Source organism: Halomonas aestuarii, assembly GCF_001886615.1.
Classification (GTDB): Bacteria; Pseudomonadota; Gammaproteobacteria; order Pseudomonadales; family Halomonadaceae; genus Halomonas; species Halomonas aestuarii.
Window position 1 is genome coordinate 932,208 of the sequence record NZ_CP018139.1, and the last position, 15,769, is coordinate 947,976.

General features: G+C 68.2%; 14 protein-coding genes and 1 pseudogene. 10 read left to right on the forward strand and 5 right to left on the reverse strand.

From position 1 onward, the window contains the following. Window positions 1-17 precede the first annotated feature (17 nt). The 4 genes and pseudogenes from yghU to BOX17_RS04195 all read right to left on the reverse strand — a co-directional run bounded on the left by yghU (window position 18) and on the right by BOX17_RS04195 (window position 3,027). The gene (gene yghU, locus BOX17_RS04180) at window positions 18-881 is read right to left on the reverse strand and encodes a glutathione-dependent disulfide-bond oxidoreductase (protein WP_071942197.1); all 864 of its coding nucleotides are present in this window, start codon (window positions 879-881) and stop codon (window positions 18-20) included. An 88-nt stretch (window positions 882-969) separates the two neighbouring features. Further along, the gene (locus BOX17_RS04185) at window positions 970-1,707 is read right to left on the reverse strand and encodes an SDR family oxidoreductase (protein WP_071942198.1); all 738 of its coding nucleotides are present in this window, start codon (window positions 1,705-1,707) and stop codon (window positions 970-972) included. Between the two features lie 154 nt (window positions 1,708-1,861). Further along, window positions 1,862-2,464: a TetR/AcrR family transcriptional regulator gene (locus tag BOX17_RS04190; RefSeq protein ID WP_071942199.1), complete on the reverse strand. Its 603-nt coding sequence runs from the start codon at window positions 2,462-2,464 to the stop codon at window positions 1,862-1,864. Between the two features lie 53 nt (window positions 2,465-2,517). Beyond that, window positions 2,518-3,027 (reverse strand): annotated as a pseudogene (locus tag BOX17_RS04195) (DJ-1/PfpI family protein). Window positions 3,028-3,245: 218 nt separating this feature from the next. Between BOX17_RS04195 and BOX17_RS04200 the strand changes: the two are divergent. From BOX17_RS04200 to BOX17_RS04220, 5 genes are all read left to right on the forward strand, one after another. Then, window positions 3,246-3,911: a hypothetical protein gene (locus BOX17_RS04200; protein WP_071942200.1), complete on the forward strand. Its 666-nt coding sequence runs from the start codon at window positions 3,246-3,248 to the stop codon at window positions 3,909-3,911. Between the two features lie 83 nt (window positions 3,912-3,994). After that, the gene (locus BOX17_RS04205) at window positions 3,995-4,921 is read left to right on the forward strand and encodes a LysO family transporter (RefSeq protein ID WP_071942201.1); all 927 of its coding nucleotides are present in this window, start codon (window positions 3,995-3,997) and stop codon (window positions 4,919-4,921) included. 146 nt (window positions 4,922-5,067) lie between these two features. Continuing rightward, window positions 5,068-6,507 (forward strand): ATP-binding protein, encoded by a 1,440-nt coding sequence (locus BOX17_RS04210; RefSeq protein WP_071942202.1) that lies wholly within the window; start codon window positions 5,068-5,070, stop codon window positions 6,505-6,507. After that, window positions 6,504-7,214: a response regulator gene (locus BOX17_RS04215; protein ID WP_071942203.1), complete on the forward strand. Its 711-nt coding sequence runs from the start codon at window positions 6,504-6,506 to the stop codon at window positions 7,212-7,214. Before BOX17_RS04210 ends, BOX17_RS04215 begins: the two co-directional genes overlap by 4 nt. 110 nt (window positions 7,215-7,324) lie before the next feature. Next, complete coding sequence (locus tag BOX17_RS04220) at window positions 7,325-7,996, forward strand: type 2 periplasmic-binding domain-containing protein (protein WP_071942204.1); 672 nt, start codon at window positions 7,325-7,327, stop codon at window positions 7,994-7,996. A gap of 192 nt (window positions 7,997-8,188) precedes the next feature. Here BOX17_RS04220 and BOX17_RS04225 read toward each other — a convergent pair whose 3' ends face one another. After that, entirely contained in the window at window positions 8,189-9,691 is a 1,503-nt protein-coding gene (locus BOX17_RS04225; protein ID WP_071942205.1) for a carbohydrate porin, read from the reverse strand. Between the two features lie 249 nt (window positions 9,692-9,940). Between BOX17_RS04225 and BOX17_RS04230 the strand changes: the two genes are divergently transcribed. From BOX17_RS04230 to BOX17_RS04250, 5 genes are all read left to right on the forward strand, one after another. Next, a complete protein-coding gene (locus BOX17_RS04230) occupies window positions 9,941-10,795 on the forward strand; it encodes an aldo/keto reductase (RefSeq protein WP_071942206.1) in 855 nt (284 codons plus the stop codon). 200 nt (window positions 10,796-10,995) lie between these two features. Continuing rightward, on the forward strand, window positions 10,996-12,264 hold the full coding sequence (locus BOX17_RS04235) for an ABC transporter substrate-binding protein (protein WP_071942207.1): 1,269 nt from the start codon (window positions 10,996-10,998) through the stop codon (window positions 12,262-12,264). 12 nt (window positions 12,265-12,276) lie between these two features. After that, entirely contained in the window at window positions 12,277-13,251 is a 975-nt protein-coding gene (locus BOX17_RS04240) for a carbohydrate ABC transporter permease (protein ID WP_071942208.1), read from the forward strand. Beyond that, window positions 13,248-14,090 (forward strand): carbohydrate ABC transporter permease, encoded by an 843-nt coding sequence (locus BOX17_RS04245; RefSeq protein WP_071942209.1) that lies wholly within the window; start codon window positions 13,248-13,250, stop codon window positions 14,088-14,090. The genes BOX17_RS04240 and BOX17_RS04245 overlap by 4 nt, the downstream gene beginning before the upstream one ends. Window positions 14,091-14,116: 26 nt before the next feature. After that, window positions 14,117-15,733 (forward strand): alpha-amylase family glycosyl hydrolase, encoded by a 1,617-nt coding sequence (locus BOX17_RS04250; protein ID WP_071946639.1) that lies wholly within the window; start codon window positions 14,117-14,119, stop codon window positions 15,731-15,733. Window positions 15,734-15,769 lie beyond the last annotated feature (36 nt).

The following is a 15,769-nucleotide window of genomic DNA, read 5'->3' on the forward strand; positions in this document are numbered from 1 at the left end:
AGCCGAAGGCCGCGCCGCTAGACCTTGTCCTGGGTGCGTGTCTCGAAGTCGCTGGCCGCGTGACGCTCGTGCAGCTGCTCCGAGGGGGCGCCCCAGGTGCGGTTGACCATGCGGCCCCGCTTGACCGCCGGGCGCTCGGCGACGGTCCGCGCCCAGCGCTGCAGGTGCGGGTACTCGTCGACGGACAGGAATTCTCCGGCGTCGTAGAGCAGTCCCTGGACCAGGACGCCATACCAGGGATAGATGGCGATGTCCGCGATGGTGTACTCGTCACCGGCGATGTACTCGCGCTCGGCCAGGGTGCGGTCCAGCAGGTCGAGCTGGCGCTTGGTCTCCATGGTGAAGCGGTTGATCGGGTATTCGAGCTTCTCCGGGGCGTAGGCGTAGAAGTGGCCGAAGCCGCCGCCGACGTAGGGCGCAGACCCCATCTGCCAGAACAACCAGTTCAGTGTCTCGGTGCGCGCGCCGGTCTCCTGCGGCAGGAAGGCCCCGAACTTCTCGGCCAGGTAGAGCAGGATCGAGCCGGACTCGAAGACCCGCTGCGGCGCGTCCCCGCCGTGATCCACCAGGGCTGGGATCTTGGAGTTGGGGTTGGCCTCTACGAAGCCGCTGGAGAACTGGTCCCCCTCGCCGATCCGGATCAGCCAGGCGTCGTATTCGGCGCCCTGGTGGCCCAGCGCCAGCAGCTCCTCCAGCAGGATGGCCACCTTGACCCCGTTGGGCGTGGCCAGCGAGTAGAGCTGCAGCGGGTGCTCGCCGATGGGCAGGCTCTGGTAGTGAGTGGCTCCGGCCACCGGGCGGTTGATGCTGGCGAACTTGCCGCCGCTCTCGCCTTCCCAGGTCCAGACCCGGGGAGGCTGGTACTGCGTCTTGTCCGTCATGATCGTTCCTCGCTGTCGTGTCGATGACATGGCCTGCCCCGGCGGCGACCCGCCGGGGACCGCCCGCTGTGCTCGGCGGACGAGGGGCTTACAGCGGCTGCTTGGTCGGCCGGATGATCAGCTCGTTGACGTCGACGTCCGCCGGCTGCTCGATGGCGTAGACGATCGCCCGGGCGATGGCATCGGCGTCGATGGCCATCTCGTAGAGCTCGTTCACGCCCTTGGCGGTCTCCTCGTCGCTGATGGTGGAGGTGAGCTCGGTCGCCACCGCCCCCGGCGAGATGTTGGTGGAGCGGATCTCCTCGCCGCCTTCCTGGCGAATACCCTCACTGAGCGCCTTGACCGCGTACTTGGTGGCGCAGTAGACGGCGGCGGAGGGGAATACCACATGGCCGGCCACGGAGGAGAGGTTGATGATATGGCCGGCATGCTGCTCGCGCATGGTCGGCAGCACCGCGGCGATGCCGTAGAGCACGCCCTTGATGTTGACGTCGACCATCTGCTCCCACTCGTCGACCTTGAGCTGGTCGAGCGGCGACAGCGGCATCAGACCGGCGTTGTTGATCAGCACGTCAATGCGGCCATAGGCCTCCTTGGCGGACTGCGCCAGGGCCTCGACCTGGTCGCGCTCGGTCACGTCGGTGACGTGGTAGATCGCCTCGCCGCCCTGCTCGACGATGGCGTCACGCAGGGCCTGCAGACGGTCCTCGCGGCGTGCGCCGAGCACCAGTTTCGCCCCGGCCTTCGCCAGGCGGTGGGCGGTGGCTTCGCCGAGGCCGCTGCTGGCCCCGGTAATGATCACGACCTTGCCGTTGATCTCGGACATGGAAACGTCTCCTGTAAGGGTAATCGTGGTGTTGGCCCCGACCGGTCCGGCCGGGGTCGTGGGAATGTCGGGCCGTCACATGAGGCTCGCGCCGCGCGTATAGACCAGTCTACTATGAACAGGGCGCACGAATCTGACGGGGAGGTAACGTGCGTCAGATCACCGCGGGAACCTCGCGAGACAGCACGTGGCGGAACAGGACCTGCTCGAAGGATTCCATCGGCACCAGCGACTTGGCCGTCTTGGCGCGCAGCATGGCGCCCTGCCAGCCAGCCAGGATAAAGCCGGCCAAGACCTCGACGTCGAGGTCTTCCGACACCTCGCCGGCGGCTATCGCCTCCTCGAGGCAGGCCACCAGATGACGCTCCCAGCGACGGAACACCTGGTCGAGGCGAGCGCGGAACACCTCGCTGCGCGACGACAGCTCCTGCCCCAGGTTACCGATCAGGCAGCCGCGGGCGTGGTCGCAGGAGAGCATGTCGGCCCTGCCCGCGTCGAAATAGCGCCGCAGACGGCCCAGCGGCGTCAGCTCCGGGTCCTGGAAGATGGCCGCCAGCCGGGCATCGTACTGCTCGGCGAAGGCATCAATCACGGCCAGGCCGAAAGCCTCCTTGCTCGAGAAGTAGTGATAGAAGGAGCCCTTGGGGACCCCTGCCCGGCTCAACACTGCGTTGATGCCGGTGGCGTTGAAGCCCTGCTCGGCAATCAGCTCGGCGCCGATCTGGATCAGCTTGTCACGGGTGGCTTGCGTCTTCATGCCGGACAGAATAGACCAGTCGTCTAGTGTCGTCAAACCGGGCCGCGGCTGATTCAGTCCAGGATATCGGCGAACTGCTTCAGCCAGGCCGGGGGCGCGGGCCAGGCGGGTGCCGACACCAGCTTGCCGCTGGTCACGGCCTGGTCGACCGGGATCTCGGCGAAGTCGCCGCCGGCCAGGCGCACCTCCGGGGCACAGGCGGGATAGGCCGAGACCCGGCGCCCCTCGAGGGAGACCGCCGCCGCCAGCAGCTGGGCGCCGTGGCAGATGGCGGCCACCGGCTTGTCATGATCGAAGAAGTGGCGGACCATTTCCAGCACACGTTCGTCGAGACGCAGGTACTCCGGGGCGCGGCCGCCGGGCACGACCAGGCCCTCGTAGTCGCCGGCATCCACCTAGGAGAAGGTGGCGTTCATCGTGAAGTCGTGTCCGGGCTTCTCGGAGTAGGTCTGGTCGCCCTCGAAGTCGTGGATGGCGGTGCGCACCTTGTCGCCCTCGCGCTTGTCGGGACAGACGGCATCGACCGCGTGCCCCATCGCCTGCAGGGCCTGGAAGGGCACCATGATCTCTTAGTCCTCGACATAGTCACCGGCAATCAGCAAGAGTCTGGCCATGGGAGTCTCCTCGTTGGGGCGGCGGCGACGGAAGCGCCACCCTGTCAGGGGAAGCCTAGCAGCCTCACCCCGCCGCGCCGAGGCACTGGACTTCGGCGGACTCCCGGGAACCCCAAGGCCCGCGAGGACTCTCAGCCCTGCCCGCTCGAAGGCCATGGAGCCCCGTCATGCCATCACTGCCGCGCCGTTGCACCGCCCTCCTGCTGCTGCCGCTTTTCCTGCTGCTGGCCGCCGGCAGCGCCCTCGCCATGGAGCCGCGCCCCTTCGACGCCCGCTACCGCCTGGAGGTCAAGGGCTGGCCGAATGCCACCATCGAGCACCGTCTCTCCCATGACGGCGCGGAGTGGCGAAGCGAGATGAGCGCAGACATCGCGGTGGCCCGGGGCAGCGAGCGCAGCCGCTTCCTCGCCGGCCCGGCCATCCGCTCGCTGCACTACGCCAGCGGCTACACCCTGATGGGGTTCGGCAAGGAGTACGAGCTCGATCGCGAGTCGCTGGACGGGCTGCCCGACCGCCAGGCCGCCCTGTTCGAGCTCTCCCGACGCGCCTCGGCGGCCGACTGCGCCGCTCCCTGCCGACTGCGCTACCTGGACCACCGGGGCCGCGAGAAGGAGGTCGAGTACCGGGTCCTCTCCCGCACCGACCTCTCGCTGCCAGCCGGGGAGTTCGAGGCGGTCCGGGTGGAGGTTACCGAGCCGGACGAGCCGGGTCGCCGGATGATCTTCAGCTTCCATCCCGAGCTGCCCGGCCTGCTGCTCGCCATGGAGTACCAGCGCGATGGCGAGCGCCGCAGCCGCCTGGCCCTGACCGAGCTCGCCCTGGGCCCGCGCTGAGCGCGCTTCCTACCCGAAGGGAATTTGACTAGAGTGGGCGGCTTTCGGTCGCCGCCGGCGGCCCCGACGGTAAGGGAAACGCGATGCTGAGCGGTCTGTTGATCGTCCTGTTGCCCCTGGTGCTGGGCTATCTGGTCCCGGTGCAGGATGCCCGGCTGATGGCCCTGGTCAACCGCGGCGTGAACGCCTCGATCTACGTGATCCTGCTGCTGATGGGCGTGAGCCTGGCCGGCCTCGACAACCTGGCCGGCCAGCTCTCGCGCCTGGGCGGCCAGGCCCTGCTGCTGTTCGCGGTGATCTCGGCCTGCAACCTGGTGGCGCTGGGGTGGCTCTCCCACCGGCTCGGCCTCACCGCCGGCACCTCGACGGTGGTGGCCGGGGCCCCCACCAGCAAGCTGGCCGCCATGGTCGGCTCGCTGTCACTGGTGGGCGTGGTCGTGGCCGGCGTGGTGATCGGCCTACTGCTGGAGTGGCTGGCCGGCAGCGGCCTGTTCGGCGCCGCCGAGGCTCTGGCGGAATGGGTGCTCTACGCCCTGCTGGGGCTGATCGGCTGCCAGCTGCGCAACTCCGGCATGCCGCTGCGCCAGATCGTGCTCAACCGCTTCGGCCTGGCCATCGCCCTGACCCTAGGCGGAAGCTCGCTGGTGGGCGGCCTGCTCTCGGCCCCGCTGCTGGACCTCACCTGGAACGAGGGGCTGGCCATGGCGGCCGGCTTCGGCTGGTACTCCCTCTCCGGCATCCTGATCGGCGACCAGCTCGGCCCGCTGCTGGGCGGGGTGGCCTTCTTCAACGACCTGGCCCGAGAGCTCCTCGCCTTCGTGCTGATCCCGCTGGTGATCCGTCGCCATGCCGCGCTGGCCATCGGCTACGGGGGCGCCACCTCCATGGACTTCACCCTGCCGGTGATCCAGCAGCACGGGGGGGTGGCCTGCGTGCCGGTAGCCGTGGTCTCGGGCTTCATCCTCTCGCTGCTGTCGCCCCCGTTGATCCTCTTCCTGCTCTCGCTGTGAGGCGCGCGCGGCCTTGCCGCCACCCTCGGAGTGCGCGAGGCTGGCGACAACCTGCACATTGCCTGCACAGAGCCTGACCGATGGCTGCACGCCGAGCGGCGACAATCGGCGATCGTCCCGCCGCCCCTCTACCCTGGAGCCTGCCCATGCGCGTGCCACGCCTCCCCCGCCTGGCCGTCTCGCGACTCGGCATCAAGCTGTTCGCGATCATCCTGGTGGTCAACGTGGCCATCTCCGGGCTGGTGTTCCTGGCGGTCTCACGCAGCCTCGACCAGGGCTTCATCGAGTACCTCGACCAGACCCAGACCCGCCGCGCCGAGACCCTGGCCGAGGGGCTCGCCGAGGAGTGGGCGGGCCGCGGCGACTGGCAGTGGCTGCGCCAGTCGCCGCGCGCCTGGCATCGCCTGGTGCGACGCCAGCTATGGCCCGGCGACACGCCGCCGCCGGAGGGCATCGAGCGGCGCCTCGGCAACCCCAGGGACTTCGTGCTGCATGACGCCGGCGGCCTGCCGGTGATCGGGCTGCCGCCGGACGGCGACCAGGAGGCGGCCGAGCTGCGCTGGCTGCCCATCGTGAGCGAAGGCGAGCAGGTCGGCATCCTCGGCTACCGTCCTCCCCAGCAGCTGATGGCGCGGATGGACCGCATCTTCCTCTCCCGCCAGCAGCGCAACCTGGGCATCATCGTGGCCGCGCTGGGGCTGGCCTCGCTGCTGCTGGCCGGCGGCCTCTCCTGGTGGCTGGGAAGGCGGACCCGCGGCATGGCCCAGGCCACCCGGCGTCTCACCGAGGGAGACTACAGCACCCGCCTGGCGGAGCACGGCCGGGACGAGCTCGCCAGCCTGGCCCATGACTTCAACGTGCTGGCCGCCACCCTGGAGGCCAGCCGCGAGGCGCGCAATCGCTGGGTGTCCGACATCGCCCACGAGCTGCGCACGCCGCTGGCGGTGCTGCGCGGGGAGATCGAGGCGATGCTGGACGGCATCCGCGCCCTCGACCGGGACAACCTGCATTCGCTGGCCCAGGAGGTCGGCCAGCTGGAACGCCTGGTAGCCGACCTGCGACTGCTCTCCCAGAGCGATGCCGGCGCCCTGGAGGTCCAGCTGGCCCCGCTGGACCTGGCCGAGAGCCTCGCCTCGCGACTCGACGAGGCCACCGGCTGGCTGGACGACAGCGGCATCCGCCTGGAGCGCGAGATCGACGGGCCGGCCTGGATCCGCGGCGACGCGCAGCGATTGCGCCAGCTGTGGAACAACCTGATCGACAACACCTGCGCCTATACCCAGCCTCCCGGGCGACTCCGCGTACGCCTGGCCTGCCATGACGACCGGGTGCAGGTGACCTGGGAGGACAGCGCTCCAGGCGTGCCCGACGCCGAGCTGCCGCGACTGACCGAGCGACTCTACCGGGTCGAAGGGTCCCGCAACCGCGCCAGTGGCGGCAGCGGCCTGGGGCTGTCCATCGCCACGGCCCTGGCCCGCGCCCACGGCGCCCGAATGGAGGCCTCGCCCTCCGCGCTCGGCGGGCTATGCTGGACCCTGACCTTCACCGCCATCCAGGATCACACGCTCACGGAGGACGCGACATGAGCCACCAGGACCTCGATCAGGCACAGGTCCTGATCGTCGAGGATGAACCCAAGATCGCCCGCCTGGTCGCCGACTACCTGCAGGGCAGCGGCTTCACCAGCCATCACCTGGCGCACGGCGATGCCGTGCTGCCCTGGCTCGAGGCCCGCTCCACGCGCCCCGAGCTGATCCTGCTCGACCTGATGCTCCCGGGCACCGACGGTCTGACGCTCTGCCGGGAGGTCCGCCAGCGCTGGCCGGGCATCGCCATCATCATGCTGACCGCCCGGGTCGAGGAGGTCGACCGCCTGCTCGGCCTGGAGCTCGGCGCCGACGACTACATCTGCAAGCCCTTCAGCCCGCGCGAGGTGGTGGCAAGGATCAAGGCCGTGCTGCGGCGCAGCCGGGCGGCCAGCGACCCCGCCACCGCCGGCGGCAGCGACCTGGTCCTCGACGAGGAGGGCTGGCGGGCCCTGGCCGATGGCCAGGACCTGGGGCTGACCGCGGTGGAGTTCCAGCTGCTCAAGGTGATGATGCATTCGCCGGGTCGCATCTTCACCCGCGAGCAGCTGATGGATCACATGTACCGCGACCACCGCATCGTCTCCGAGCGCACCGTGGACAGCCACGTCAAGAAGCTGCGCCGCAAGATTGCCGAGACCTGGCCGGAACGCGAGGTGATCCGCTCGGTCTACGGGGTAGGCTACAAGTATCAGCCGGAGGAGTGAGTCTCCGCGGATGCACGGCCTTTGCACCGTCGCTGAATGCCGCTTGCACCCCGAGCGACGAGACTGGCAACGTCCGCCCCGGCCCGCCTGGGTCCCCAAGGAGTCCTGCCATGAGACGCTCACTCACCCGCACCCTGCTCGCCCCTGCCCTGCTGGCCGTGGCCATCGCCCCTCTCGCGCTCTCGGCCAGCGCCTCGTCCGGTAACGACGGCCACCACTGCTGGCACGACGGACTCCGGCCTTGTCAGGAGCACCGACAGGCCCTCCTCGACCGGGCCAGCATCGACGACGAGACCCGCCAGGCACTGGAAGCGGCCCGCACCGAACATCGCGAGGCCGTCCGAGAACTGCGCGCGCAGCACCGCCAGCGCATGGACGAGATCCTCGGCGAGCAGCAGCGGGAGGCCCTGGACACCGCCCGTCGGGAGATGCGCGAGGAACGTCGCGCCGAGCGCCGCGAAGCCATGCAGCAGCGCATGAACGCCCTGGTCGATTCCTGGCAGCTCCCGGACGCCAAACGCGAGGCACTTCGCGAGGCGCGTGAGGCGATCTATGCCGACATGCAGGCCCTGCGCGAGGGCGACGTCGACTCCCGTGAGGCGCGCCGCGAGGCGATGCGCGAGCTGCGCGAGGAGCATCAGGCGACGCTCACCCGCCTGCTCAGCGACGAGCAGATCGCGGACATGCGCGCCCTCCTCTCCTCCCGAGATGGCCGGCACCATGGCAGCAAGGGGCATCGGCACAGCCACCGCGCCGACAGGGACGAGCGCTGCGCCGACTGATCACGCCGGCTCATCCCCACAACGGCGACGCCCATGGCGTCGCCGTTGTCGTTTCCGGCCGCCCTCGGGAGGGCCATGGCCCTCCCGCAGGCGCGGCATGGGACGGACGAGAAAAAGCCCGCGGCCATCACGGCCGCGGGCAAGGATCGGAACAGCAGACGAGGCAGGCCCGTCAGGCGCCGGGCCTGGCCATCAGAACCAGACTTCGGTCTGCACGCCGAAGGTCCACTGGCTGCCGGTGAAGTCCTCGCTGCCCAGTGAATCGTCGCCCGCGTAGGCGTTCAGCTCCTCGTCCCAGTCGCTCCAGGAGGCGAAGGCGCGGATCTCGGGCCGCTGCCAGAAACCGCCCACCTGGGGCTTGAAGGTCGGAGCGATAGTGAACTTGGTGTAGTCCCCCTCGACGGCGTTACGGCTGTTGTACCCCTGGGGGTCGAGGTCCATCCACTGGTAGCTGGCCTCGTACTGCATCTCGAAGTTCTGGGTCAGCTCGTTGGCCAGGCGCACGTTGAGGGTCACCCAGTCATACTGGTCACCGTCGACGTAGCGGTCCTCGCTGGTCTCGGCGAGGATCGCCGGGGCCACGCGCCAGCTGGGGGCCAGGTAGGTGGTGCCGTAGAGGGCCAGGCGAGTCGAGGTGGCGTCCTCGGTCAGCTTGCCGTCGGAGCCGAGGCCCTTGACCTCGGCGCCGAGGCCCTGGCCGTGCAGCACGGCGGCCTTGAAGCTGCCGTCGTTGATCCCGAAGAAGCTGTCGCCATGGTAGGCCACCATGGTGTGGACGCCCTTATCGGCGGCGGTCTCTCCGGGGGCGATGACGCGGTCGTCGTTGTCGGCGGCGGACATGCCGTTGAGCATCCACTGCCAGTTGCCGAAGTAGTTGTTGGAGGTGAGGATCAGGTTGTCGGTGCTGCCGGTATCGTCCGGCGTCTCGCGCGTCACGGGGAAGTCACTGAAGCTGCGGCCGTAGAGCGAGAGGTTGGACGTCCAGCTGTCGGCCAGTTGCATGTCGTAGATACCCGCGCCGGTACCGGACAGGAAGACGATGTCGCTGTCGAGCCAGTGGATATCGAAGTTGTCGCGATCGAAGCGCTTGCCGGCCCAGAGGGAGGCGTTCTCGAAGGCACCGGTGAAGCTCGGCAGGTCGCTGAACTCGGCATAGACCTGGCGAACGTTGAGGTTGGATTCGTCGGCGGTCCAGTCGTTGCTGGTGGTCACCCCGTCGGCGAACATGGTGGTGTAGCGCGCCTTGGCGCCGTTATCGAAGCGCATCTTGTAATTGAAGATCGCCTCGGCATAGGTGTCCGGCTCGTTGCCCAGGCGACCCACGGCCCCGCCCTGGGAGCCTGCCGGCGTCAGGTAGGGCCCCCCTTCGGCGCTCTTGCCGTCCTCGCCGAGCAGCAGGCCGGAGCGGGCATAGACGTTGAAGGAGAAGCCCTCCTCGCCGCTGGCCTGGCGCTCGACCCTGGCCAGGCGTTCCTCGACCTCCTCCTGCGAGAGACCCTCCTCGGCCTGCTGCTCGGCGAGTTCGGCGCGCTGTTCGGCCGCATCGGCGCGCTGCTCGGCGGCGGCAATGCGGGCTTCCAGCTCGGCCAGGCGTTGCTCGAGGTCACTGGACTGGGCGTTGGCGGTGCCGGCCAGGGTGAAGCCGGCGGCGGCGATGGCGATGGCGAGCGGCGTCTTGAGCTTGACAGCGTTCATGGTCGTCCTTTGTTGTTGTCGAGACAGGGGCATCACGACGGCAGGATGCCCGGGGTGCCGGAGACGGTCCGGCGCGAAGGTCCAACGCGAACTTAATCGTTAAAGAAGTCGATCACAAAAAGTTTTTGTAATATTACAACTTATGTCTAAGAGTCGGACGAGAAAAAACGAATAATTGCGTAATAAACCTACAAATCATCCTCGGTCCTGACATACCCTGCCTCGTTTGACCGCCCATGAGGACACGCGATGAGTCCCGACACGCCCCCGCTCATGCTGGGCATGATGCGCCTGCACGAGACACCCGACCTTCACGCTCCCGAGCGCCTGGCCGACTGGATCGAGGCTCGCCTTGATCAGGGACTCGACTGGTTCGACCACGCCGACATCTACGGTGGCCAGGGCGAGAACGAGCACCTTTTCGGCGAGGCGCTGCGCTGCCGCCCCGGCCTGGCCAGGCGGGTCCGGGTGATCACCAAGGCCGGCATCCGGATGGACCGGGGGGACACCAAGCACTACGACAGCTCGCCGGACTGGCTGGCCGGTGCCATCGACCGCGCCCTGTCGCGGCTGGGCGTCGAGCGTCTCGACGTCTTCCTGATCCACCGCCCCGACCCGCTGATGGAGGCCGATGCCACCGCCCGGGTGCTGGATGATGCCGTGCGCGACGGTAAGGTGGCGGCCCTGGGGGTCTCCAACTTCCTGCCCGACCAGTGGCGTCGCCTCCAGTCGGCGCTATCCCGGCCGCTGAGGCACCACCAGTTGCAACTCTCTCTGAACCATTCGAATCCGCTGTTCGATGGCCACTTCGATGCGCTGCGCCAGGACAGCCTAGCCCCCATGGCCTGGTCACCACTGGGGGGTGGCGAGCTGTTCGAGGGGCAGGCCGGCCGGGCCCTGGAGACCGTCGCCGCCCGCCATGGGGTCAGCCCGGCCGGGGTGGCCCTGTCCTGGCTGCGCCACCTGCCGGGCGCGCCGGTGCCGGTGATCGGCACCCTGAAGCCCGCCCGCATCCAGACCCTGAGGGACGAGGCCGGGCTGAACCTCTCCCGACGCGAGTGGTACGCGCTGCTGGAGGCCACCCGGGGCCATGAGGTGGCATGACGGCCCAAGCCTGCATCGCCGGGGCGTGACCGCCTGCGACCAACGTCTAGGTTGATGTCGGACGGGGGCGACGACTACCTTGGCGGCACGAACTTAATCGTTTAAGTCCAGGGGTCGAACGACTCTCCGGTGCCCTGGGTGCCGGCGGGACCGACCCTCGGTTCGTCCCATCGACAACAACAAGCGACGAGGAAGCCAGCATGCTCAAGAAGACCCTGATCTCGGCCATCGCCCTGGCCGGCGCTGCCGCCAGCGCCAGCCAGGCCCAGGCCGAGGAACTGACCATCTCCTGCGGCGCGGTGGGCGCCGAGCTCGCCCTGTGCGAGCAAGGCGTCGAGGCGTGGGAGGAGAAGACGGGCCACACCGTCAACATCGTCTCCACCCCCAACTCCTCAACCGAACGCCTCTCGCTCTACCAGCAGATCCTCTCCGCCCGGTCCAGCGACATCGACGTAATGCAGATCGACGTCGTGTGGCCGGGGCTGCTCGCCAACCACCTGCTCGACCTGAACGAGGCGCTGGGCAAGGACGCGGCGGGCGGCCACTTCGAGACCATCGTCGCCAACAACACCGTCGACGACCGCCTGGTGGCGATGCCCTGGTTCACCGATGCCGGCGTGCTCTACTACCGCAAGGACCTGCTCGAGGAGCACGGCGTCGAGGCCCCCGAGACCTGGGAGCAGATGACCAAGATCGCCACCGAGATCCAGGCCGCCGAGCGCGAGGCCGGCAACGACGGGATGTGGGGCTACGTCTTCCAGGGCCGCGCCTACGAGGGCCTGACCTGCAACGCCCTGGAGTGGATCGCCAGTTACGGCGGCGGCACCATCGTCGATGCCGACGGCGAGATCACCATCGACAACGCCAGGGCCGCCGAGGCGCTGGACCTGGCGGCGAGCTGGATCGGCAACATCACGCCGGAAGGCGCGCTCAACTACACCGAGGAGGAGGCCCGCGGGGTCTTCCAGTCCGGCAATGCGGTCTTCATGCGCAACTGGCCCTATGCCTGGTCGCTGGCCCAGAGCGAGGACAGCAAGGTGCGCGACAAGGTCGGCGTGGTCAAGCTGCCCCATGGGCCAGAGGGAGAGAGTGCCGCGACCCTCGGCGGCTGGAACCTGGCGGTCTCGAAGTACACCGAGTCCCCCGAGGTCGCGGCCGACCTGGTGGCCTTCCTGACCTCCGAGGCCGAGCAGAGGCGTCGCGCCATCGAGGGCGCCTACAACCCCACCCTGGCGGCCCTCTACGAGGATGAGCAGGTGCTCGAGGCCGTGCCCTTCTTCGGCACCCTCTACGACACCTTCACCAACGCCGTCGCCCGCCCCTCCGCCCCCACCGGCGACAACTACGGCCGCGTCAGCAACAGTTTCTTCAATGCCGCCCACAGCGTGCTGTCCGGCGACCAGACCGGCGCAGAGGCCGTGTCCCAGTTGGACAGCGAGCTGTCCCGCATCAAGCGTCGTCGCTGGTAACCGGAGGTCGTCATGTCCACTCCTGCAACCGAAAGCGCCCCCCTGCCGGGGCGCTCCAGCACGGCGGGCTATCGCGGCACCAAGGTCCGCCGCCAGCGGGTGCGCGCCGCCTGGCTGTTCCTGATCCCGATGCTGATCACCCTGGCGATGGTGGCCGGCTGGCCGCTGATGCGGACCTTCTTCCTCAGCTTCACCGACGCCTCGCTGTCGGATACCACCGGCGCCGCCTGGATCGGCATTGAGAACTACCTGGTCTTCGACGATGGCCACTGGTACGGCATCCTCACCGACCCGGTGTGGTGGCAGTCGGTGTGGAACACCCTGTTCTTCTCGGTGGTGTCGGTGTCGCTGGAGGTGGTGTTCGGCATCATCGTCGCCCTGCTGCTCAACGCCGAGTTCAGGGGGCGCATGCTGGTGCGTGCCGCGGTGCTGATTCCCTGGGCCATTCCCACCATCGTCTCGGCCAAGATGTGGGCCTGGATGCTCAATGACCAGTTCGGGATCATCAACCACCTGCTGATGACCCTGGGGCTGATCGATGCGCCCCTGGCCTGGACCGCCGACGCCTCGCTGTCGATGTGGGCGGTGATCATGGTCGACGTCTGGAAGACCATTCCCTTCGTCGCCCTGCTGGTACTGGCGGCCCTGCAGATGCTGCCCAAGGACTGCTTTGAAGCCGCCGAGGTCGATGGCATCCACCCGGTCAAGGTGTTCTTCCGCGTCACCCTGCCGCTGATTACCCCGGCCCTGCTGGTTGCCGTGATCTTCCGCCTGCTCGACGCCCTCCGCGTGTTCGACGTCATCTATGTGCTGACCTCGAACTCCACCAACACCATGACCATGTCGATCTACGCCCGCCAGCAGCTGGTCGAGTTCCAGGACGTGGGCTACGGCAGTGCCGCCTCGACCCTGCTGTTCCTGATCATCGCGCTGGTGACCATCCTCTATCTCTATCTGGGTCGCCGCCAGCTGGGAGTCGACGAATGAACCGATATCAGCAGATCAAGCTTGGCAAGCAGGTCGGCAAGTGGGCCCTGATCGCGGTGATCATGGTCTATGCCATCTTCCCCTTCTACTACGCCGTGATCACCTCCCTGAAGCCCTCGAGCGAGCTCTTCCAGGTCGACTACTGGCTCTCCTCTGTGGACTTCGGAAACTACGTGCAGATCTTCGCCCAGGACAGCTTCGTGCAGGCCATCGGCAACTCGATCCTGGTCGCCATCAGCGTGGTGTTCATCGCCCTGCTGCTGGGCGTGACCGCCTCCTATGCGCTGGGGCGGGTGCGCTTTCGCGGCCGTACCACGGTGATGCTGGTGGTGCTCGGCGTGTCGATGTTCCCGCAGGTCGCGGTGCTCTCGGGCCTGTTCGAGGTCATCCGCACCCTGAACCTCTACAACAGCCCGGGCGGGCTGATCCTGAGCTACACCATCTTCACCCTGCCCTTCACCGTCTGGGTGCTGACCACCTTCATGCGTCAGCTGCCGATGGAGCTCGAGGAAGCCGCCATCATGGACGGCGCCACCCCCTGGGTGACCCTCACCCGGGTGTTCCTGCCGCTGATGTGGCCGGCCATGGCGACCACCGGCCTGCTGGCCTTCATCGCCGCCTGGAACGAGTTCCTGTTCGCCCTGACCTTCACCCTCACCGACAGTCAGCGCACCGTGCCGGTGGCCATCGCGCTGATCTCCGGCGGCAGCCAGCACGAGCTGCCCTGGGGGCCGATCATGGCGGCCTCGGTCACGGTCACGGTGCCGCTGGTCATTCTGGTGATGATCTTCCAGCGCCGCATCGTCTCCGGCCTCACCGCCGGCGCGGTCAAGGGATAAGCCTCATGTCATCGATGGAAGCCAAGATGCAAGACAACACCTTCTGGTGGCGCGGCGGCGTCATCTACCAGATCTACCCGCGCAGCTTCATGGACAGCAACGGCGACGGCATCGGCGACCTGCCGGGCATCACCGAGAAGCTCGACTACGTGGCGAGCCTTCATGTCGACGGCATCTGGCTGTCGCCCTTCTTCACCTCGCCGATGCTCGACTTCGGCTACGACATCAGCGACTACCGCGACGTCGACCCGATGTTCGGCACCCTCGCGGACTTCAAGGCGCTGCTCGAACGCGCCCATGGGCTGGGCCTCAAGGTGATGATCGACCAGGTGATCAGCCACACCTCCGACCGGCACCCCTGGTTCCAGGAGAGCCGCCAGGACCGCACCAACGACAAGGCGGACTGGTTCGTGTGGGCGGACCCCAAGCCCGACGGCACGCCGCCCAACAACTGGCTGTCGATCTTCGGCGGCTCGGCCTGGACATTCGACTCCCGGCGCCGCCAGTACTACCTGCACAACTTCCTGGTCGAGCAACCGGACCTCAACTTCCACCATCCGGAGGTCAGAAAAGCCCAGCTGGACAACATGCGCTTCTGGCTCGAACTCGGCGTCGACGGCTTCCGTCTCGACACCGTCAACTTCTACTTCCACGACCCCGAGCTGCGCGACAACCCGCCGGTGCCCAAGGGCGAGGCCAAGACCCTGGGCGCCCCGGACACCAACCCCTACACCTGGCAGCGCCACGTGTATGACCTGAGTCGTCCGGAGAACCTGGAATTCCTCAAGGACCTTCGCGCCCTGATGGACGAGTTCCCCGGCACCACCACCGTGGGCGAGATCGGCGACGACAACCCGCTCGAGCGCATGGCCGAGTACACCGCCGACGGCGACAAGCTGCACATGGCCTATGGCTTCGACCTGCTGAACGCCCCGCGTTCGGCCGGCTACATCCGCGAGGTGATCGAGCGCTTCCAGCGCCTGGCCGGCGATGCCTGGCCCTGCTGGGCGCTCTCCAACCACGACGTGGTGCGCAGTGCCACCCGCTGGGGTGCCAACGAGGACCCGGTCGCCTATCCAAAGGTGGCGCTGGCGATGCTGTTCTCCCTGCGGGGCAGCGTCTGCCTCTACCAGGGCGAGGAGCTGGGCCTGCCCGAGGCCGAGGTGCCCTTCGAGCGCATCCAGGACCCCTACGGCAAGGTGCTGTGGCCGGAGTTCAAGGGCCGCGACGGCTGCCGCACCCCGATGCCCTGGCAAGACGCGCCCCAGGGCGGCTTCTCCCCCGTCGAGCCCTGGCTGCCGGTGGAATCCCGCCACCTGCCGCTCGCCGTGGAGCGCCAGCAGGACGACGCCGACTCGGTGCTCAACGCCACCCGTCGCCTGCTGGCCTTCCGCCGGGCCCACCCGGCGCTGGTCGACGGCGCGCTCTCGCTGGTCGACGTCGGCGAGGAGCTGCTCGGCTTCATCCGCGAGACGGACGAGGAGAGGCTGCTGTGCGTCTTCAACCTCGGCGGCGAGACCCGCAGCACGACGCTGCCCCGGCCCGGAATCCCGCTCCAGGGACACGGCTTCGCGGCGGCGCTCGACGGCGACACCCTGACGCTGCCGGCCTACCAGGCCGCCTATCTGCAGCTCGACCGATAACCCCCTACAAGAAAGCCGGCCCGAGAGGCCGGCGAG